The sequence below is a fragment of the Streptomyces griseoflavus genome (genome assembly GCF_014649995.1).
Lineage (GTDB): Bacteria > Actinomycetota > Actinomycetes > Streptomycetales > Streptomycetaceae > Streptomyces > Streptomyces griseoflavus.
Genome location: NZ_BMUC01000019.1, coordinates 109,844 through 127,633 on the forward strand (window position 1 = coordinate 109,844; position 17,790 = coordinate 127,633).

Here is a 17,790-nt window from a genome sequence, read left to right on the forward strand (position 1 = left end):
GCGGAATCCGCGGCAGCAACCGCACCCGCCCCCGAACCCTCCCCCCGCCGGTCCGGAATCCCCAACCGGTCCGCGGCCTCCTGCAACCACTCCGGCGGGCTCAGCAGGAACGACGTCTGATTCAGATCCACCCGCGCCGCGGGCGCCGGCACCGGCTCGGCCACCGCCGCGTCACGGCCGTACTCCTCCTCGTACCGGCGGATCACCTCACCCACCGCGAGACCCGGCCACAACGTCGCCTCACCACTGTCCCGGGCGATCACCAAACGCTGCGCACCACCGTCCGAACGCGGCCCGTCCGCACGGTCCTCGGCCCACACCACGAACCCCAGACCGAACTCCCGTACCCGCACCTCACGATGCTGGTACGCCGGAACGTCCCCGTTGACCCACTCCTCGGCGCGCTCCTGCGCCTGCGCGAACGTCACCATCGCCGAGCCTCACTCCCCAGCCGAAACCGGAACGACACGCGCGAACCCGCCGTCCACCATCAGATTCGCCACCGTCTCCAGCTCCGGCGGAGACCCCGCCAGCCGCGACAGGAACACGTCGAAATCCTCACCGCACGACAACAACAGCCGCTCCACCCGCTCGGCCGGCGGCACCGACGGATCCACGTCCCGCACGTCGTCGTACGCGCAGAACCACACCGACCCCTGCCGCTCACCCCGCACCTTCACCGCCAGCAGACCGCCCTGCACGAAGGCGACACACAGATAGTCCTTGGTGAGATGGTCCCGCAGGCACTTGTTCACGTACACGAGGTCATTGACCGCCGCCTCGTCCCGCACCGTGAAGAACGGCTGGTCCACCAGCAGACCCAGCTCCGCGTCCAGCGCCGTCCCCACCGGCGCACAGCCGCCCGCCGCCTTCAGGAACGACCGGTACGCACCCGGCAACCGGTACCCGAGGTCCTCCTCGACCCCCAGCACCTGCGACTCCGCCACCGCCACACCCGACTTCGGCAGCCCGAAGTGCGCCGGACGCGTCTCCTGCAACGGCCGCGTCCCCCGCTTGCCGTGATCCACCGCCGACGTCGCCACACCACCGTGATGCCGCAACAACGCCTTCACCTCGACCGGCACCAGCTCCAGCCGCCGCGACCCCACCACGTGATGCCACGTCCAGCCGTGCGGCGTCGCCACCGCCGGCACCGTGTCCCACAGGTCGTGCCCCTCCGCAGACAGCGCCGCATTGGCCGACACGTAATCCGTCAGCCGCAACTCGTCGACCCCGAAACCCTCCGGCGGATCCGCGATCTCCACCGCCGCCCGCGCGTAAGGAGAGAAATCGGGATAACCCCGCTCGTCCACCCGCACCCCCCGCGGATGACGAGCCGCCCGCACCGGATCCGGAAAGTGCACGACCTGCCCCGCATAGGCGGCGTTCGGCGGCGCGACCTCGCCCCCAGCCTGGCGGCCGGGAGGAGCCCCCAGCCCGAGCCGACCTGTCGTCATGGCGGTTGCCCCCTGCGGCACTCTGTACGACCCGCACCACCCCATCGGACGGTTACGGAACGTAAGCGACTGTCACGTCTGTCTCGACTGCATTACCGCCCCGACCCCACGGCGCCCGCACACACAACCGCACGGATCACCGCATGGATCGCGGTGCCGACAGCCTATGCGGTACACCTCCACCGGTCACCGGCGCCGGTCACCGACCCCTCCACTTCCGTGACCAACCGTCACCCTCCCGTGACAGCCCGCCCAAACCCGGGCGTGTCGCCACGCCCCAGCTTCCGCATCAGCCACCCCATTTGGCACCCTGTGACCTCCGGGGAGACACCCGGGAGGGGATGACGATCATGAACGTGACGCAAACGGGAACACACACCGGCCCATCCGGCGACCCCCGCACCGGCGACCCGCGCATCGGCTGGAGCGCCACCGACACCACCCACACCCCCACCCTCCTCCACCGCCGCGACGGCATCCTCCCCACCATCGCCGCCGCCCTCACCGTCCGCGGCACCACCCTCACCGCCACCCCCGCCCGCGGCGACACACCCCCCGCCCTCCACCCCCTCGTCCAGGACTTCCTCGACACCCTCACCAGCGACCAACGCGACCGCTTCACCGGCCGCTGCGCCGAGACCATCCTCATCTCCCGGCACATCACCACCGTCGACGCCACCCGCAGCAAACGCGCCGCACGCAGACCCATGACCAACGGCGAAGCACGCAAAGCCCTCAAGCAAGCCAGACTCACCACCCGACGCATCCGCGAGGACGGCGACCCCCTCCACGACAGCTACGCACCCCCCTGCCGCGCCTGCACCGCCCTCACCGCCCACTTCGGCGTCCGCACGGTCGTCCCCGCCGCCACCACCGACGGCTGAACCCCCACCACACGACCACGACGAACGAAGAGCAGATGCACACCGACCACACCCCCACCCCCAGCCTCGGCCCCGCCCGACCGGGAGGATCGACCCGCTTCGCCGTCCCCGTCGACGCGGCCCTGCGCACCGCCGGATGGCAACCCGGACGCTGGGACATCAAACAAGCCGAGATCTGGGCCGACACCCTCCGCGACCACACCTCACCCGCCGGCCACCGCCACGCCGTCTTCCCCGCCGCCGTCGAAGCCTGGGCCGAATTCGGCGGACTCCACATCACCCCCACCGGACCCGGCCGCCAGATCGCCCCCGCGACCCTCCACCTCGACCCCCTGCACGGCCTCCACGCCGCCCGCACCCTCGCCGACCTCGGCCGCGCCCTCGCCACCGACGTCAGCCCCCTCGGCGCCGAGACCGACACCCAGGCACTCCTCGCCATCGACGCCCAGGGCCGCGTCTACGCCCTCGACCACACCGGCGACTGGTACCTCGGCCCCACCATCGACCAGGGCATCACCACCCTCGTCACCGGCATCCAGCCCACCCGCCTCACCGCCGGCTGACCCCGCCCCCGCCGACCCCCGCCTACGACGACGGAATCACCGCCGACACCCGGAAACCCCCCGCGTCCGTCGGCCCCGACACGAACACCCCGCCCAGCGCCGACACCCGCTCCTTCATCCCCACCAGACCATTGCCCCCCGACGGCAACCCCGCCGACGCCCCCACCCCCACCGGCGGCTCGTTCTCCACCTGCATCGCGATCTCCGACGCCCGATACGCCAGACGCACATACGTCTTCGCGCCCGCCGCATGCTTGTGCACGTTCGTCAACGCCTCCTGCACCACCCGGTACGCCGTCGACTCCACCTCCGGCGCACACGCACGGCTCTCCCCCTCCACCGACAGATCCACCACCATCCCCGCGGCAGCCGACTGCCCCACCAACTCCTCGATCTCCGACAGACACGGCCCCTCACCCGCACCCGCCGGCTCCCCCACCGCACGCGACGCCGCAGCCGCGGCCGCCACCCCCACCGCCGCCAACGGCACCTCCCGAAGCCGCCCCCCACCCCCCGAGGACCGCAACACCCCCAGCATCTCCCGCAACTCCGTCAACGCCTGCCGCCCCATGTCCCCCACCAACGCGGCATTCCTCACCGCCTTCTCCGGATCCTTCCGCGCCACCGCCTGCAACGCCGCCGCATGCACCACCATCAGACTCACCCGGTGCGCCACCACGTCGTGCATCTCGCGGGCGATCCGCGTCCGCTCCTCACCCCGCGCCCACTCGGCCCGCTCCTCGGCACGCTCCGCCAGCAACTGCAGCTCCCGCTCCAGACTGTCCGCACGCTCCCGCAGACTCTCCATCAACCGCCGCCGCGCCCCCACATACAGCCCCAGCAGCAGCGGAGGAGCCGTCACACCCAACGCCGTCGTGATCGACGCGAACGGCACGATCCAGTCCTCGAGATCCACGTCCTCCCGCGCCAGGTCCTGCCGCATCCGCACGAACATCACGATCAGCACCGCGGCCAGCTGCATCCCGGCCAGCGAACCGATGAACCGCCGCGGCACGTCCGACGCCGCCAGCGAGTACAGACCGACGATCCCCAACAGGAAGCCCATCGACGCCGGCGTCACCGCGATCGCCACCAGCACCACCGCGATCGGCCACCGCCGCCGCACCAGCAGCACCGACCCGGCCAGCAGACCGAACACGACCCCCACGGCCACCGGGATCCCCGCCGCCCACGCGAACGGAATCCCCTCCACACCGCACTCCACCGCGGACACCACGGCGAGCCCCACGTCCAGCACGGCGCTCCGCCGCCGCTCCCACCACCACGGCCCTCCCCGGGCCGTCACCAGCTCTTCCCCCGTCGTGGTCATACCTCCACCCTACGGGCGCCACCCGCCCGGCATCCGGCGAGTTTCCGCGCCCGACACCCACCACACACGGTGACCGACCGGACGCGGTACGACCCGAAATCCCTCGAACTGCTGAATCGCTCACCGTTCGACCACGGAACGCACCATTCCGGCCGGACGGTATGCGAGTGACACACGCACCCGGCAAGTACGCCGACTTCGAAGCCCTGCGCGACCGGGCGGTGGCCCTGCGACGGGCGGGGCTGAGCCGACGCCAGATCCGCGACCGAATCCACGTCGACAACAACGACCTCCTCAACCGCCTGCTCGAAGGCGAACCGCCCCCGGAATGGACGAAACGACCGAACGCCAAGGACGACCTGCGGGAGAAGGCACGGGAGCTACGCCTCCAGGGCTGGACGTACGACCGGATCCAGGTCGAGCTCGGCTGCTCCAAGAGCTCGATCTCACTGTGGGTACGGGACCTGCCGAAGCCCGAGCGGAAGCGAAGCCGCGAGGAGGCGTCGGCGATCGCGAGGCGCGGGTGGGAAGCCACGCTCCGTCGCCGCGAGGAGGACCGGCAGCGGACCAGAGCGGCCGCGGCGAGCGAGATCGGCGCGCTGACCGACCGCGAGCTGTTCACCGTCGGCGTGGCCCTCTACTGGGCCGAGGGCTCGAAGAGCAAGCCGTACAGCCGCCGCGAGCGCATCACCTTCGTCAACAGCGACCCGAACATGATCACCGTGTTCCTCGCCTGGCTCGCCCTCCTCGACGTGGACCCCGCCACCCTCAGGTTCGCGGTCCAGATCCATGAGAGCGCGGACGTGGCGGCCGCCGAGAAGTACTGGGCCCATCACGTGGGCATCGACGCGAACGACCTCATGAAGACCACCCTCAAGCGCCACAACCCGCGCACCAACCGGAAGAACACCGGTGACGACTACCACGGGTGCCTCCGCGTCGACGTGAGGAACGGAGCCGAGTTGTACCGTCGCATCGAAGGCTGGTGGTACGGCATAGTAGAGGCTGTCCGTCCGGGCGATACATCGAACCGGACATAAGGGCTATCCCGGGTCGTCTAAGGGCAAGACGGTGTCTTTTGGTGTCACTTATGGGGGTTCGAGTCCTCCCCCGGGAGCAATAGCTCAAGTTCGGGTCCTCACCGGCAACCGCACGGTCAGGGCCCGCGCTCATGTCCCCCCACACCCGCCCCGGTATCCTGCGGTTGTCACCCCCTCCCCGAACAGCCGAAGGGCATCCCCGTGAGCGCCAACCGCCCGGCAGCCGTCGTCGTACTCGCAGCGGGTGAGGGCACCCGTATGAAGTCGGCCACACCGAAGGTCCTGCACGACATCTGTGGCCGTTCCCTGGTGGGCCACGTCCTCACCGCCGCCGGTGAACTCGACCCGGCGCACCTGGTCGTCGTCGTGGGTCACGCCCGCGAGAAGGTGACCGCGCACCTCGCCGAGATCGCTCCCGCCGTCCGCACCGCGGTGCAGGAGGAGCAGAACGGTACGGGGCACGCGGTGCGGATGGGTCTGGAGGAGCTGGGCGGTTCCGTGGACGGGACCGTGGTGGTGGTGTGCGGTGACACCCCGTTGCTGACGGGTGAGACGTTGCGCCGGCTGTCGGAGACGCACTCCGCGGACGGGAACGCGGTGACCGTGCTGACGGCGGAGGTGCCGGACGCCACCGGTTACGGGCGGATCGTGCGGGACGAGTCCGGTGCGGTGACGGCGATCGTGGAGCACAAGGACGCGTCCGCGGAGGTGCTGGCGGTCCGGGAGATCAACTCGGGTGTGTTCGCGTTCGACGGTGCGTTGCTCGCGGACGCGTTGAAGCAGGTGCGGACGGACAACAGTCAGGGCGAGGAGTACCTGACGGACGTGCTGGGGATCCTGCGGGGGGCGGGGCACCGGGTGGGTGCGTCGGTGGCCGGGGATCACCGGGAGATCGCGGGGATCAACAACCGTGTGCAGTTGTCGGAGGCGCGGCGGATCCTGAACGACCGGTTGCTCACGGCGGCGATGCTGTCGGGTGTGACGGTGGTGGATCCGGTGTCGACGTGGGTCGATGCGACGGTGACGTTCGAGCGGGACGTGGTCGTGCACCCGGGTACGCAGTTGCACGGTGCGACGCATCTGGCCGAGGGGTGCGAGGTGGGCCCGAACACGCGGTTGACGGACACGCGGGTGGGTGCCGGCGCGCGGGTGGACAACACGGTGGCGGTGGATGCCGAGGTGGGTCCTCAGGCGTCGGTGGGTCCGTTCGCGTATCTGCGTCCGGGCACGCGTCTGGGCCGCAAGGGCAAGATCGGTACGTACGTGGAGACGAAGAACGCGTCGATCGGTGAGGGGACGAAGGTTCCGCACCTGTCGTACGTGGGGGATGCCACGATCGGCGCGTTCTCGAACATCGGTGCGGCGAGTGTGTTCGTCAACTATGACGGGGAGCACAAGCACCACACGACGGTCGGCTCGCATTGCAAGACGGGTTCGGACAACATGTTTGTGGCACCTGTCACGATCGGGGACGGCGCTTACACGGCTGCCGGCTCGGTGATCACGAAGGATGTGCCGCCCGGTTCGCTGGCCGTGGCCCGTGGCCAGCAGCGGAATATCGAGGGTTGGGTGGCTCGAAAGCGTCCGGGGAGCGCCGCGGCGCAGGCCGCGGAGGAGGCTTCCCGGGGGTCGGCCGAGGAGGGCTGACCGGATTTTGCCGGTCCGGAGACGGCGTACCGTGATAAGTGCACATCTGCACGCCCACCTGCTGCGAAACCTCTGAGGAGAAAGTGCTGTGACCGGGATCAAGACGACCGGCGAGAAGAAGATGATGCTCTTCTCCGGCCGCGCACACCCCGAGCTTGCCGAGGAGGTCGCCCGCCAGTTGGGGGTCGACGTCGTTCCGACGAAGGCCTTCGACTTCGCCAATGGTGAGATCTATGTGCGGTATCAGGAGTCGGCTCGTGGTGCCGACTGTTTCCTGATCCAGAGCCACACCGCGCCGATCAACAAGTGGATCATGGAGCAGTTGATCATGATCGACGCGTTGAAGCGCGCGTCGGCGCGGTCGATCACGGTGATCGTGCCGTTCTACGGTTACGCGCGGCAGGACAAGAAGCACCGGGGCCGTGAACCGATCTCGGCGCGTCTGATCGCCGATCTGATGAAGACGGCGGGTGCGACGCGGCTGCTGGCGGTGGACCTGCACACGGACCAGATCCAGGGCTTCTTCGACGGTCCGGTGGATCACCTGTTCGCGCTGCCGCTGCTGGCGGACTACGTGGGTGCGAAGGTGGACCGTTCGAAGCTGACGGTGGTGTCGCCGGACGCGGGTCGTGTGCGGGTGGCGGACCGTTGGTGCGACCGTCTGGGCGCTCCACTGGCGATCGTGCACAAGCGGCGGGACAAGGACGTGGCGAACCAGGTCACCGTGCACGAGGTGGTCGGTGAGGTGAAGGGCCGCGTGTGCGTCCTGGTGGACGACATGATCGACACGGGTGGCACGATCTGCGCGGCGGCGGACGCGTTGTTCGCGCACGGCGCGGAGGACGTCATCGTGACGGCGACGCACGGTGTGCTGTCGGGTCCGGCGGCGGACCGGCTGAAGAACTCGAAGGTGAGTGAGTTCGTGTTCACGGACACGCTGCCGACGCCGGTCGAGCTGAGTGAGTCGCTGGACAAGATCAAGGTGCTGTCGATCGCGCCGACGATCGCGCGCGCGGCGCGCGAGGTGTTCGAGGACGGGTCTGTGACCAGCCTGTTCGACGAGCAGTAAGGGTTCTGCACTCGGGCACCCGTACGGGTCCCGGTGATCGTTTTGGGTGCGGCCTCCTGGTCCGAGTAGACTGCTGAAGTTGCTCGGCGAGGGAGGCCGTACCGCTTCATGGAAGTCGTACGGCGATCCGTTATCGACGCGCTCTTCGTAGCAGGCCGTTCGTGGCCGGGTGACCACGTCCGTTTCTGACTTCGAGGAGTGACCATGTCCGAGGTGAAGATCTCCGCCGCGACGCGCACCGAGTTCGGCAAGGGTGCCGCGCGCCGTATCCGTCGTGACAACAACGTTCCGGGTGTGGTGTACGAGCACGGCCTCGAGCCGCTGCACGTGACCCTGCCGGGCCACGAGCTGCTGCTGGCGCTGCGTACGCCGAACGTGCTGATCGAGCTGGTCATCGACGGCAAGGAGACGCAGCTGGCGATTCCGAAGGCCGTGCAGCGCGACCCGCTGAAGGGCTTCCTGGAGCACGTGGACCTGCTGATGGTGAAGCGTGGCGAGAAGGTCCAGGTCGAGATCCCGGTGAACCCCGAGGGTGAGCTGGCGCCGGGTGGCAACCTGCTGGAGCACGTCCTGCAGGCGCTGCCGGTCGAGGCCGAGGCGACGAACATCCCGGAGGGCGTGACCGTCTCCATCGCGGGTCTGGAGGCCGGTGCCGCCATCCTCGCGAAGGACATCGAGCTGCCCTCCGGCGTGAAGCTGGCCGTCGAGGACGACACGGTGGTTCTCCAGGTGCTGGCCGCGCAGGCCGAGGAAGCTCCCGAGGGTGAGGGCGACGAGGCCGCCGAGGCCTGATCCTCTTTCTGAGTCGTCGTTTCGTCGGCCGCTGTTCCCGTGCGGGGGCAGCGGCCGACGTGTATGAAGTCGCGTGTGCGCGGATGCGGACGACGCGTATGAAGGAGACATGGGCGTGACGACGGATGCGGCGGGTGCGGCGGGTCCCTGGCTGGTCGTGGGGCTGGGCAATCCGGGGCCGGGGTACGCGATGAACCGGCACAACGTGGGGTTCATGGTGGCGGATCTGCTCGCGGAGCGGATCGGTGGCCGGTTCAAGCGGGCGGGGAAGGCGCAGGCGCAGGTGGTGGAGGGCCGGATCGGTCCTCCGGGTGCGGGGAGCCGGCGGGTGGTGCTGGCGAAGCCGATGTCGTACATGAACCTGTCGGGTGGGCCGGTGAACGCGCTGCGGGACTTCTACAAGGTCCCGGTGGAGCGTGTGGTGGCGGTCCATGACGAGCTGGACATCGACTACGGGACGCTGCGGCTGAAGCTGGGGGGCGGGGACAACGGTCACAACGGGCTGAAGTCGCTGACGGGTGCGTTCGGGCGGGATTACCACCGGGTGCGGTTCGGGATCGGCAGGCCGCCGGGGCGGATGCCGGTGGCGGACTTCGTGCTGAAGGACTTCTCCGCCGCGGAGCGCAAGGAGCTGGACTATTTCGTGGACCGTGCGGCGGACGCGGTGGAGTGTCTGGTGATCGAGGGTCTGGAGCGGGCGCAGGGGACGTACAACTCGTGACGTGCTGAGGGGGCTTCGGTGGGGTTGCCGGGTGTGGCCCCCACCGGAGTTGACCGACCGCGAGGTCATGGCCAAGGATCTCGGCCATGTCTCCCGCTGCCCGTTCCTCCCGTGGCTCCTCCGCCCTGCGCTTCGGCCGGTTCGCGGCGATGGGCACGGTGGCCGCGCTGATCCTGATCGCGGGCGTGTGGGCGTCGTGGGGCACGGCGCAGCACGTGATGCTGACGAAGGGGCGGGAGCGGGGCACCGTGGAGGTCGCGCGGTGTGAGGCGGGGACGTGTTCCGGGCCGTACGCGCCGCTGTCGCAGGGTTCGCAGCCGCGTGCGGAGGTCCGGCTGGAGCGTTCGGTGGCGGTGCGGGAGGGCCGGACGTACACGGTGGTGCTGAAGCCGGGGGGCGAGGAGGGGGTCCGGTCGGGGCCTGCCGGGGTCCTCTACGCGTGGGTGCCGCTGGGTGGGGCGCTGCTGCTGGCGTCGGTGGTCGTGGCGGGCGGGCTGTCGCGGACGCGGGCGGGGTGGGTGATGGCGTTGTCGGGGGCGGCGCTGCTGACGGCGGCTTTTCTGGTGGTCTGAGACGGGGGTGCCCCCGGTCCCGTACGCGGTGTACGGGGCCGGGGGCACTGTGGTGCGTGGGGTCAGCCGGTGTTGCGCAGGCCGGCGGCGACGCCGTTGACGGTGAGGAGCAGGGCGCGGGAGAGCAGCGGGTCGGGTTCCTGGCCGGAGTCGAGCGCCTCGCGCTGGCGCTTGAGGAGGGCTACCTGGAGGTAGGAGATGGGGTCCAGGTAGGCGTCGCGGATGCTGAAGGTCTGCTTGAGGACGGGGTCGGCGTCGAGGAGTTCCTGTTCGCCGGTGACGCGCAGGACCTCGGTGACGGTGAGTTCGTGTTCGGCCTTGATGGCGTCGAAGACGTGCCTGAGCTCGTCGGGGACGAGGGTGTCGACGTAGTGCTGGGCGATGCGCAGGTCGGTCTTGGCGAGGGTCATCTCCACGTTGGAGATGAAGTTGCGGAAGAAGTGCCACTGCTGGTGCATCTCGTCGAGGACGGTGTCGAGGCCCGCTTCACGCAGGGCCTTGAGTCCGGAGCCGACGCCGTACCAGCCGGGGACGATCTGCCGGGACTGGGTCCAGCCGAACACCCAGGGGATGGCGCGCAGTCCGTCGAGCGAGACGCCGGAGCCGGGGCGGCGGGAGGGCCGGGAGCCCAGGTGCAGGTCGGCGAGCTGGTCGACCGGGGTGGAGGCCAGGAAGTACGTCGGCAGGTCGGGGTCCTCGACCAGCTTGCGGTAGGCGGTGTGGGCGGCGTCGGAGACGACGTCCATGGCGGCGTCCCAGCGGGCGAGCGCCTCGACGGACTGGCGGGGCGCGGTGTGCAGGGCGGACGCCTGGAGGGTGGCGGCGACGGACAGTTCGAGGTTCTCGCGGGCGAGGGCCGGGATGAGGTACTTGTCGGAGATGACCTCGCCCTGCTCGGTGACCTTGATCTCGCCTTCGAGGGTGCCCCAGGGCTGGGCGAGGATGGCGTCGTGGGTGGGGCCGCCGCCGCGGCCGACGGTGCCGCCGCGGCCGTGGAAGAGGCGCAGGCGGACGCCGTAGCGGTGGGCGACGTCGCGCAGGCGGCGCTGGGCGCGGTGGATCTCCCACTGGCTGGTGGTGATGCCGCCGAACTTGGAGGAGTCGGAGTAGCCGAGCATGACCTCCTGGACGTCGCCGCGCAGGGCGACGAGGCGCCGGTAGGAGGGGTCGGCGAGCATGTCCTCGAGGATGGTGTCGGCGGCCTTGAGTTCGTCCGTCGTCTCCAGGAGCGGGACGATGCCGATCCGGGCCCAGCCGGCGTGCAGGTCGACGAGTCCGGCTTCGCGGGCGAGGACGGTGGCGGCGAAGACGTCGTCGGCGCCCTGGCACATGGAGATGATGTAGGACTCGATGACTTCGGGTCCGAAGACGGCGAGGGCCCGCTTGACGGTCTGGAACACGCCGAGGGTCTTCTCGCCGGCGGCGTCGACGGGTGCGGGGGTGGGGGCGAGGGGCCGCCTGCTGCGCAGTTCCTTGGCGAGGAGCTTGGAGCGGTAGTCGCGGGGCATGTCGGCGTAGCGCCAGGATTCCTCGCCGAGCCGGTCGAACAGCTGGCCGAGGGCGTGGTGGTGGGCGTCGGCGTGTTCGCGTACGTCCATGGTGGCGAGCTGGAGGCCGAAGGCGGCGAGGGTGCGGATGGTGCGGGCGAGGCGGCCGTCGGCGAAGAGTCCGCCGCGGTGTTCGCGCAGGGACGCCTGGATGATGCGCAGGTCGGTGAGGAGTTCGCCGGTGCCGAGGTAGTCGCGGCCGGGCTCGTGGGGGGTGCCCTTGGCGAGGCGGAGCTTGGTGTTCTCCAGCTTCTGGCGGATGCAGGTGGCCTTGAGCCGGTAGGGCTCCTCGGCGTTGAGGCGCTTGTAGCGGGGGCTGATCTCGGGGAGGGCTTCGAGATCGGCGTGGAGGGAGGTGAGGAGTTCCTCAGTGGCTCCGGTGTAGCGGATGGAGTTGGAGAGGAAGCCGCGCAGTTCGTCGATCATCTCCAGGGCGTCGTTGATGCCGTGTTCGTGCTGGAGGATGAGGACGTCCCAGGTGACCTGGGGGGTGACGTTGGGGTTGCCGTCGCGGTCGCCGCCGATCCAGGTGCCGAAGGTGAGGGGGCGGGTGTCGTCGGGGAGGTGCACGCCGACGCGTTCCAGTTCGGCCGTGAGGTCCTCCAGGACGTCGCCGACCGCGCCCGCGTGGAGTTCGTCGAGGTAGTAGATGGCGTTGCGGGCCTCGTCGGCGGGTTCGGGGCGCACGACGCGCAGTTCGTCGGTCTGCCAGACGAGGTCGATGTTCTCGGCGAGGCGGGTGTCGAGGCGGCGCCGGTCGCTGGCGATGACGGGGGTGTCGAGGAGGGCGGCGATCCGGCGGAGCTTGTTGAGGACGGAGCGGCGGGCGGCCTCGGTGGGGTGTGCGGTGAACACGGGCCGGATGTTGAGGTTGCGGACGGTGTCGCGCAGGTGCTCGGGGTCGGCGTCCTTGAGGCGGTCCGCGGTGCGGGAGAGCAGTCCGCCCTCGGCGGCGCGGCGGGCGCGCAGTTCGCGGCCGCGGTGCACCTGTTCGGTGACGTTGGCGAGGTGGAAGTAGGTGGAGAAGGCGCGGACCAGCTTGGCGGCGGTCTGCAGTTCGGTGCCCCGCAGCAGCTCGGCGGCGGCCTCGCCGTCCTCGCGGGTGAGTCGGCGTACCTTCTCGACGAGGTCGAGCAGTTCCGGGCCTTCCTGCCGTACCAGGGTCTCTCCCAGGAGATCACCCAGCCGGCGGATGTCGGCACGCAGCTCGCTGCTCGTGGTCGCCGTGGATACGGTCTGATCGTCGGCACTGCTCACAGGTGCGGCTCCTTGCAGTGTTGAAGCTCGTCTGGAGGGAACCCGGACGAACGTCTCGCGCGGCCTCACGCCGCTTACGGGCCGGACGTCCGGGAAGAAGGATTCAGAGCGGACCGCGCTGTCCGACCGGCTTCCAGGATAGGTGTCGACCCGGACGCGCAGGCTCACGGGCTCTTGCCGTGGGACGACGCACTGCCATACTTACGTTGCCGTAGGTTACGGATGCGTAGGGAAAAGCTGCTGCTCCGTTCGCCCGGCACCACCCTCAGTCCACATACCCCACAGGGGAACGCATGACCTCAAGTCCCGACGTGCTCGACGAAGCCTCGAAGCGACGCCCGTCCGACGACGCAGTGCCCTCCGCCACGCTGGGCGGGGAGCGCAAGCGCTCCATCGAGCAGATCACGCTGCTGCTCTTCATCACGGTTCCCTTCCTGGCGCTGGCGGCGGCGGTGCCGCTGGCGTGGGGGTGGGGGGTGAGCTGGCTGGACCTCGGCCTGCTGGTGTTCTTCTACTTCCTGGGGTGCCACGGCATCACGATCGGTTTCCACCGTCACTTCACGCACGGCTCGTTCAAGGCGAAGCGGCCGCTGAAGGTGGCGCTGGCGATCGCCGGGTCGATGGCGGTGGAGGGGCCCCTGGTGCGGTGGGTGGCGGATCACCGCAAGCACCACAAGTACTCCGACGACGAGGGCGACCCGCATTCGCCGTGGAAGTACGGGGAGACGGTCCCGGCGCTGATGAAGGGCCTGTGGTGGGCGCACATCGGCTGGATGTTCGACGAGGAGCAGACGCCGCAGGACAAGTACGCGCCGGACCTGATCAAGGACCCGGTGCTGCGGGCGATCTCCCGGCAGTTCATCCTGTGGACGCTGGTGTCGCTGGCGCTGCCGGCGCTGATCGGCGGTCTGGTCACGATGTCGTGGTGGGGGGCGTTCACCGGGTTCTTCTGGGGTTCGCTGGTGCGGGTGGCGTTGCTGCACCACGTGACGTGGTCGATCAACTCGATCTGTCACGCGGTCGGCAAGCGCCCGTTCAAGTCGCGGGACCGTTCGGGCAACGTGTGGTGGCTGGCGATCCTGTCGTGCGGCGAGTCCTGGCACAACCTGCACCATGCCGACCCGACGTCGGCGCGGCACGGTGTGGAGCGGGGGCAGCTCGATTCGAGCGCGCGTCTGATCCGCTGGTTCGAGCAGCTGGGCTGGGCGTACGACGTGCGGTGGCCGTCACGCTCGCGTATCGATTCGCGCCGTAACACCTCGGAGGGCGGCGCCCGGCGCGGGAAGGAACCCGTCGAGGCGGCATGATGGTCGCCGTGGCGACCGACTCCAGCAGCACCCCGAGCAATGACAAGCCGCGGCGTGCGCGCCGCACCCGGATGACCGGTGCGGAGCGCCGCCAGCAGCTGCTGGAGATCGGCCGCACCCTGTTCGCGGCGAAGGGTTTCGAGGCCACGTCGGTGGAGGAGATCGCGGCGCGGGCCGGGGTCTCCAAGCCGGTGGTGTACGAGCACTTCGGCGGCAAGGAGGGCTTGTACGCGGTGGTGGTGGACCGCGAGATGCGGCGCCTGCTGGACATGGTGACCGGTTCGCTGACCGCCGGTCATCCGCGTGAGCTGTGCGAGCAGGCGGCGTTCGCGCTCCTGGACTACATCGAGGAGTACACGGACGGTTTCCGCATCCTGGTGCGGGACTCCCCCATCCCCCAGTCGACGGGTTCCTTCGCGTCGCTGATCTCGGACATCGCCACCCAGGTGGAGGACATCCTGGGCCGCGAGTTCAAGTCCCGCGGCTTCGACCCGAAGCTGGCGCCGCTGTACGCGCAGGCGCTGGTCGGGATGGTCGCGCTGACGGGCCAGTGGTGGCTGGACGTGCGCAAGCCGAAGAAGGCGGAGGTGGCGGCGCACCTGGTGAACCTGGCCTGGCACGGTCTGGACGGTCTGGAGCCGAAGCCCCGGCTGATAGGCCACCGCAAGAGCTGACGGCGGGGCCCGCCGGGCTGTGCGTGGTCGACGGCGGTGGGCGTCACGCCTCCTTGACGGCGACCGCGAAGACGCGGCGGAAGGGGAACGGGGTGCCGTGGGGGCCGGCCGGGTAGGCGGCCCGCAGGGCGGCGCGGTAGTCGGCGACGAAGGCCTCCCGGGCGTCCGGGTCGTCGGCGAGGGCGGTGAGGACGGGACGCAGGGCCGTGCCCCTGACCCAGTCGAGGACCGGGTCCTCCCCCTCCAGCAGGTGGACGTACGTCGTCTCCCAGGCGTCGGTGGCGCAGCCCAGGGCGGTGAGGCGTTCCAGGTAGGTCTCCGGGCGCAGTACGGCCTCCTCGTGGCGCAGCACGCCGGACAGGCGGGCGCTCCAGGGAGGGGAGGCGGCCAGTTCGCGCAGCAGGGTGTGGCTGGGGGCGTCGAAGTTGCCCGGCACCTGGAAGGCGAGGGTGCCGCCGGGGGTGAGCCCGTCGACCCATTCGCCGAACCGGTCCGCGTGCCCCGGCACCCACTGGAGGGTGGCGTTGCTGACGATCAGGTCGCAGGGCTCCCCGGGCAGCCACGTACGGACGTCGGCGTGGGCGAAGCCGAGCCCGGTGCCCGCGTGATCTGTGCGGGCTCTGGCGAGCATCTCGGGCGAGTTGTCGTAGCCGGTGACGCGGGCGGTGGGCCATCGGGCGGTGAGGAGCGCGGTGACGTTGCCGGCGCCGCAGCCGAGATCGGCGATGCGGGCGGGGTGCCGCGGGAGCTCCGGGACGCGGGCGAGCAGGTCGGTGAAGGGCCGGGTGCGGTGACCGGCGTGACGGAGGTACTGGGCGGGGTCCCAGGCGGGGGTGGTCGCGGACACGGGGCCTCCCGGTGGTGGCGGCGGACGGGTACCCACCCTCACCCCCCTTCCTCTCGGCATCAAGAGACTTGATATCAAGAGACTTCACGTCGACACAACCACTACACTGATCGTCATGGAGGACGAGGTCGATCGGCTGGTCGCAGCGTGGCGCCGGGAGCGCCCGGACCTCGACGTGGAACCGCTCGAGGTGCTCAGCCGGGTGAGCAGGCTGGCCCGGCACCTGGACCGGGCGCGCCGCCTGGCGTTCGCCGAGCACGGCCTGGAGTCCTGGGAGTTCGACGTCCTGACCGCGCTGCGCCGCGCGGGCAGCCCGTACCAGCTCTCCCCGGGGCAGTTGCTGACCCAGACACTGGTCACGTCGGGCACCATGACCAACCGCATCGACCGCCTCGCCAAGAAGGGCCTGGTGGAGCGGCTGCCCGACCCCAGCGACCGGCGCGGCGTCCTGGTCCGGCTCACGGACGAGGGGCGTGACCGCGCCGACCAGGCGCTGGCCGGGCTGCTGGCGCAGGAGCGGGCCATCCTCGCGGAGCTCACTCACGCCCAGCGCGGCGAACTGGCCGGTCTGCTACGCCAGTTGACCGCCCCGTTCGACAACATCCCCGGTTAGGTCGACCGGTCCGACCCCCGCCCGCCGGGCGAGGGCCACCGCGGCGAGGGTGGAGTGCACGCCCAGCTTCCCGAGCACGTTCTGCATGTGCGTGCGCACGGTGTGCGGGGACAGGAACAGGCGCTCGGCGACGGCCTTGCGCCCCAGTCCCGCGACCATGCACCGCAGCACCTCCCGCTCGCGCGGGGTCAGGGACTCCACGAGCCGTTCGCTCTCGGTGCGGTGCCGCCGGGCCGCCGTCAGTTCCCGCAGCACGCCCGTGAGCAGCGCGGGCGGCAGGTGCGTCTCGTCGCGCAGCACACCCCGGATCACGGTGAGGAGCCGGTTCAGCGAGCAGTCCTTGGCCACCCAGCCGGAGGCACCCGCCTGCAGGGCGAGCGCGGCGCGGGCCGGATCGTCCTTCTCGGCCAGGACGACGGTACGCACCTGCGGCTGCGCCGAGCGCACGCCGGTGACCAGCGAAATCCCGTCGACGAGCCCGTCCTCGTCGCCCGCCTGCACCGGTACGGCCGGACGGCCGCCGGGCACCCTGCCGCCCAGATCGGCGTCGACGAGCGCGACGTCGAACCGCCGCCCCTCGGCCGCCGCCCGCTCCAGGCAGCGCAGCGCGGCCGGGCCGCTGCCCGCCGCGGACACGTCGACGTCGGGCTCTGCGGCCAGGGCCGCGGCCAGTGACTCGGCGAAGATGCGATGGTCGTCGACGACCAGGACTCGAATGCGAACCACGAAACCCCCTTCCCCACGCTCTTCCCAGAGCAGGGGACTACCCCATCGTCACGGGACGACACCGGCGCGGGTACGGCGCCGAGGCCGCTGTCACTTCACCTGCTGGACGCGGGACGCACCGCCGCGGCCGCACGGCCACCGCCGCGGACAGCCGCCGGCCCCGCCTGCGACGCCGGACCCGGCTGTCTCGCCCCCTGAACGGCACCGGCCCCCACCGGCACTGTTCATCAGAGTACGGGCGGGGGCCGGGAGCGGAAGGTGATTTGCAGAACTGGCGGCCTTGCGCGTTTATGGTGAGCCGCATGTTTCGTCTTGAGACAGAAGTCGACAGGGCCCGACGAGATCTGCTCCACCGGCGGCTGAAGGCCACCAACACGGCGGCCTCACCGGTGCTGCGCGCACTGCGCGGAACCCCGGGCGACCGGCAGGCGCCTTTGCACGTGTGGGCGTCGGACGCGAACGGTGGTCTCGCCGGCGGCCTGGTCGGCCACACCTGGACGACGTGGCTGCACGTGACGTACCTGTGGGTCGACGCCCGCCACCGCGGGGCGGGCCTCGGCTCCCGCCTGCTGACCGAGGCGGAGCACCTCGCCGCCGGCCGCGGCTGCACGGCCTCCCGCGTGGAGACCTGGGACTTCCAGGCCCCGGACTTCTACCGCCGCCACGGCTACGACGTGGTCTGCGTGATCCCCGACTATCCGCCGGGGATCACGGAGTACACCCTGACCAAGCGGCTGGCCTGAG

The 17,790-nt window shown here is 70.4% G+C and carries 18 protein-coding genes and 1 tRNA gene; 13 read left to right on the top strand and 6 right to left on the bottom strand.

The genetic code is table 11. From position 1 onward, the window contains the following. Together IE172_RS34885 and IE172_RS30180 are read right to left on the bottom strand one after the other, a co-directional pair. Positions 1–431, bottom strand: a 431-nt coding sequence (locus IE172_RS34885) for an SUKH-4 family immunity protein (protein WP_498067193.1), incomplete at its 3' end; no start/stop codon positions are given. 9 nt (positions 432–440) lie between these two features. Then, positions 441–1,457 carry an SMI1/KNR4 family protein gene (locus IE172_RS30180; protein WP_190100510.1) on the bottom strand — a complete coding sequence of 339 codons (1,017 nt, stop codon included), beginning with the start codon at positions 1,455–1,457 and terminating at the stop codon, positions 441–443. Between the two features lie 350 nt (positions 1,458–1,807). On the opposite strand from IE172_RS30180, the gene IE172_RS30185 reads away from it, so the two are divergent. Together IE172_RS30185 and IE172_RS30190 are read left to right on the top strand one after the other, a co-directional pair. Further along, complete coding sequence (locus tag IE172_RS30185) at positions 1,808–2,341, top strand: YwqJ-related putative deaminase (RefSeq protein WP_190100511.1); 534 nt, start codon at positions 1,808–1,810, stop codon at positions 2,339–2,341. Positions 2,342–2,376: 35 nt separating this feature from the next. Continuing rightward, the gene (locus IE172_RS30190; RefSeq protein WP_190100512.1) at positions 2,377–2,904 is read left to right on the top strand and encodes an SUKH-3 domain-containing protein; all 528 of its coding nucleotides are present in this window, start codon (positions 2,377–2,379) and stop codon (positions 2,902–2,904) included. A gap of 22 nt (positions 2,905–2,926) precedes the next feature. Here the strand turns inward: IE172_RS30190 and IE172_RS30195 are convergent, their stop codons facing one another. Beyond that, a complete protein-coding gene (locus IE172_RS30195; protein ID WP_190100513.1) occupies positions 2,927–4,234 on the bottom strand; it encodes a sensor histidine kinase in 1,308 nt (435 codons plus the stop codon). Between the two features lie 161 nt (positions 4,235–4,395). Between IE172_RS30195 and IE172_RS30200 the strand changes: the two genes are divergently transcribed. From IE172_RS30200 to IE172_RS30230, 7 genes are all read left to right on the top strand, one after another. Then, positions 4,396–5,274, top strand: coding sequence for a hypothetical protein (locus IE172_RS30200; protein WP_190100514.1), 879 nt, complete (start codon positions 4,396–4,398; stop codon positions 5,272–5,274). Positions 5,275–5,280: 6 nt separating this feature from the next. Further along, positions 5,281–5,351, top strand: a tRNA-Gln gene (locus tag IE172_RS30205). Positions 5,352–5,475: 124 nt separating this feature from the next. Next, a complete protein-coding gene (glmU, locus tag IE172_RS30210) occupies positions 5,476–6,921 on the top strand; it encodes a bifunctional UDP-N-acetylglucosamine diphosphorylase/glucosamine-1-phosphate N-acetyltransferase GlmU (RefSeq protein WP_190100515.1) in 1,446 nt (481 codons plus the stop codon). An 88-nt stretch (positions 6,922–7,009) separates the two neighbouring features. Continuing rightward, on the top strand, positions 7,010–7,990 hold the full coding sequence (locus tag IE172_RS30215) for a ribose-phosphate diphosphokinase (RefSeq protein WP_190100516.1): 981 nt from the start codon (positions 7,010–7,012) through the stop codon (positions 7,988–7,990). Positions 7,991–8,194: 204 nt separating this feature from the next. After that, complete coding sequence (locus IE172_RS30220) at positions 8,195–8,782, top strand: 50S ribosomal protein L25/general stress protein Ctc (RefSeq protein ID WP_190100517.1); 588 nt, start codon at positions 8,195–8,197, stop codon at positions 8,780–8,782. Positions 8,783–8,891: 109 nt separating this feature from the next. Continuing rightward, entirely contained in the window at positions 8,892–9,503 is a 612-nt protein-coding gene (gene pth / locus IE172_RS30225) for an aminoacyl-tRNA hydrolase (RefSeq protein WP_190100518.1), read from the top strand. Between the two features lie 86 nt (positions 9,504–9,589). Further along, positions 9,590–10,075 (top strand): hypothetical protein, encoded by a 486-nt coding sequence (locus tag IE172_RS30230; RefSeq protein WP_190100519.1) that lies wholly within the window; start codon positions 9,590–9,592, stop codon positions 10,073–10,075. Between the two features lie 62 nt (positions 10,076–10,137). Here the strand turns inward: IE172_RS30230 and ppc are convergent, their stop codons facing one another. Continuing rightward, positions 10,138–12,879 carry a phosphoenolpyruvate carboxylase gene (gene ppc / locus IE172_RS30235; RefSeq protein WP_190100520.1) on the bottom strand — a complete coding sequence of 914 codons (2,742 nt, stop codon included), beginning with the start codon at positions 12,877–12,879 and terminating at the stop codon, positions 10,138–10,140. Positions 12,880–13,172: 293 nt separating this feature from the next. Between ppc and IE172_RS30240 the strand changes: the two genes are divergently transcribed. Together IE172_RS30240 and IE172_RS30245 are read left to right on the top strand one after the other, a co-directional pair. Then, entirely contained in the window at positions 13,173–14,186 is a 1,014-nt protein-coding gene (locus tag IE172_RS30240; RefSeq protein WP_190100521.1) for an acyl-CoA desaturase, read from the top strand. After that, positions 14,183–14,860 (top strand): TetR/AcrR family transcriptional regulator, encoded by a 678-nt coding sequence (locus tag IE172_RS30245; RefSeq protein ID WP_190100522.1) that lies wholly within the window; start codon positions 14,183–14,185, stop codon positions 14,858–14,860. Before IE172_RS30240 ends, IE172_RS30245 begins: the two co-directional genes overlap by 4 nt. 43 nt (positions 14,861–14,903) lie before the next feature. On the opposite strand, the gene IE172_RS30250 is transcribed toward IE172_RS30245, so the two are convergent. Further along, the gene (locus IE172_RS30250; RefSeq protein ID WP_229886572.1) at positions 14,904–15,707 is read right to left on the bottom strand and encodes a trans-aconitate 2-methyltransferase; all 804 of its coding nucleotides are present in this window, start codon (positions 15,705–15,707) and stop codon (positions 14,904–14,906) included. A 115-nt stretch (positions 15,708–15,822) separates the two neighbouring features. Between IE172_RS30250 and IE172_RS30255 the strand changes: the two genes are divergently transcribed. Continuing rightward, positions 15,823–16,320, top strand: coding sequence for a MarR family winged helix-turn-helix transcriptional regulator (locus tag IE172_RS30255; protein ID WP_190100524.1), 498 nt, complete (start codon positions 15,823–15,825; stop codon positions 16,318–16,320). Here the strand turns inward: IE172_RS30255 and IE172_RS30260 are convergent. Further along, positions 16,279–17,046 carry a LuxR C-terminal-related transcriptional regulator gene (locus IE172_RS30260; RefSeq protein WP_190100525.1) on the bottom strand — a complete coding sequence of 256 codons (768 nt, stop codon included), beginning with the start codon at positions 17,044–17,046 and terminating at the stop codon, positions 16,279–16,281. The two genes, IE172_RS30255 and IE172_RS30260, sit on opposite strands and share 42 nt — an antisense overlap. Before the next feature lie 302 nt (positions 17,047–17,348). Here IE172_RS30260 and IE172_RS30265 point away from each other — a divergent pair, with 302 nt between their 5' ends. Beyond that, a complete protein-coding gene (locus IE172_RS30265) occupies positions 17,349–17,789 on the top strand; it encodes a GNAT family N-acetyltransferase (RefSeq protein WP_229886573.1) in 441 nt (146 codons plus the stop codon). Position 17,790: the final 1 nt, after the last annotated feature.

Excerpts from the sequence above, each read along its gene's own strand:
- IE172_RS30200 (WP_190100514.1), top strand. The coding sequence starts at position 4,396 with ATGCGAGTGACACACGCACCCGGCAAGTACGCCGACTTCGAAGCCCTG.
- pth (WP_190100518.1), top strand. The coding sequence starts at position 8,892 with ATGGGCGTGACGACGGATGCGGCGGGTGCGGCGGGTCCCTGGCTGGTC.
- IE172_RS30220 (WP_190100517.1), top strand. The coding sequence starts at position 8,195 with ATGTCCGAGGTGAAGATCTCCGCCGCGACGCGCACCGAGTTCGGCAAG.
- IE172_RS30245 (WP_190100522.1), top strand. The coding sequence starts at position 14,183 with ATGATGGTCGCCGTGGCGACCGACTCCAGCAGCACCCCGAGCAATGAC.
- IE172_RS30195 (WP_190100513.1), bottom strand. The coding sequence starts at position 4,234 with ATGACCACGACGGGGGAAGAGCTGGTGACGGCCCGGGGAGGGCCGTGG.
- IE172_RS30190 (WP_190100512.1), top strand. The coding sequence starts at position 2,377 with ATGCACACCGACCACACCCCCACCCCCAGCCTCGGCCCCGCCCGACCG.
- IE172_RS30185 (WP_190100511.1), top strand. The coding sequence starts at position 1,808 with ATGAACGTGACGCAAACGGGAACACACACCGGCCCATCCGGCGACCCC.
- IE172_RS30180 (WP_190100510.1), bottom strand. The coding sequence starts at position 1,457 with ATGACGACAGGTCGGCTCGGGCTGGGGGCTCCTCCCGGCCGCCAGGCT.
- IE172_RS30265 (WP_229886573.1), top strand. The coding sequence starts at position 17,349 with ATGTTTCGTCTTGAGACAGAAGTCGACAGGGCCCGACGAGATCTGCTC.
- IE172_RS30230 (WP_190100519.1), top strand. The coding sequence starts at position 9,590 with ATGTCTCCCGCTGCCCGTTCCTCCCGTGGCTCCTCCGCCCTGCGCTTC.
- IE172_RS30240 (WP_190100521.1), top strand. The coding sequence starts at position 13,173 with ATGACCTCAAGTCCCGACGTGCTCGACGAAGCCTCGAAGCGACGCCCG.
- IE172_RS30255 (WP_190100524.1), top strand. The coding sequence starts at position 15,823 with ATGGAGGACGAGGTCGATCGGCTGGTCGCAGCGTGGCGCCGGGAGCGC.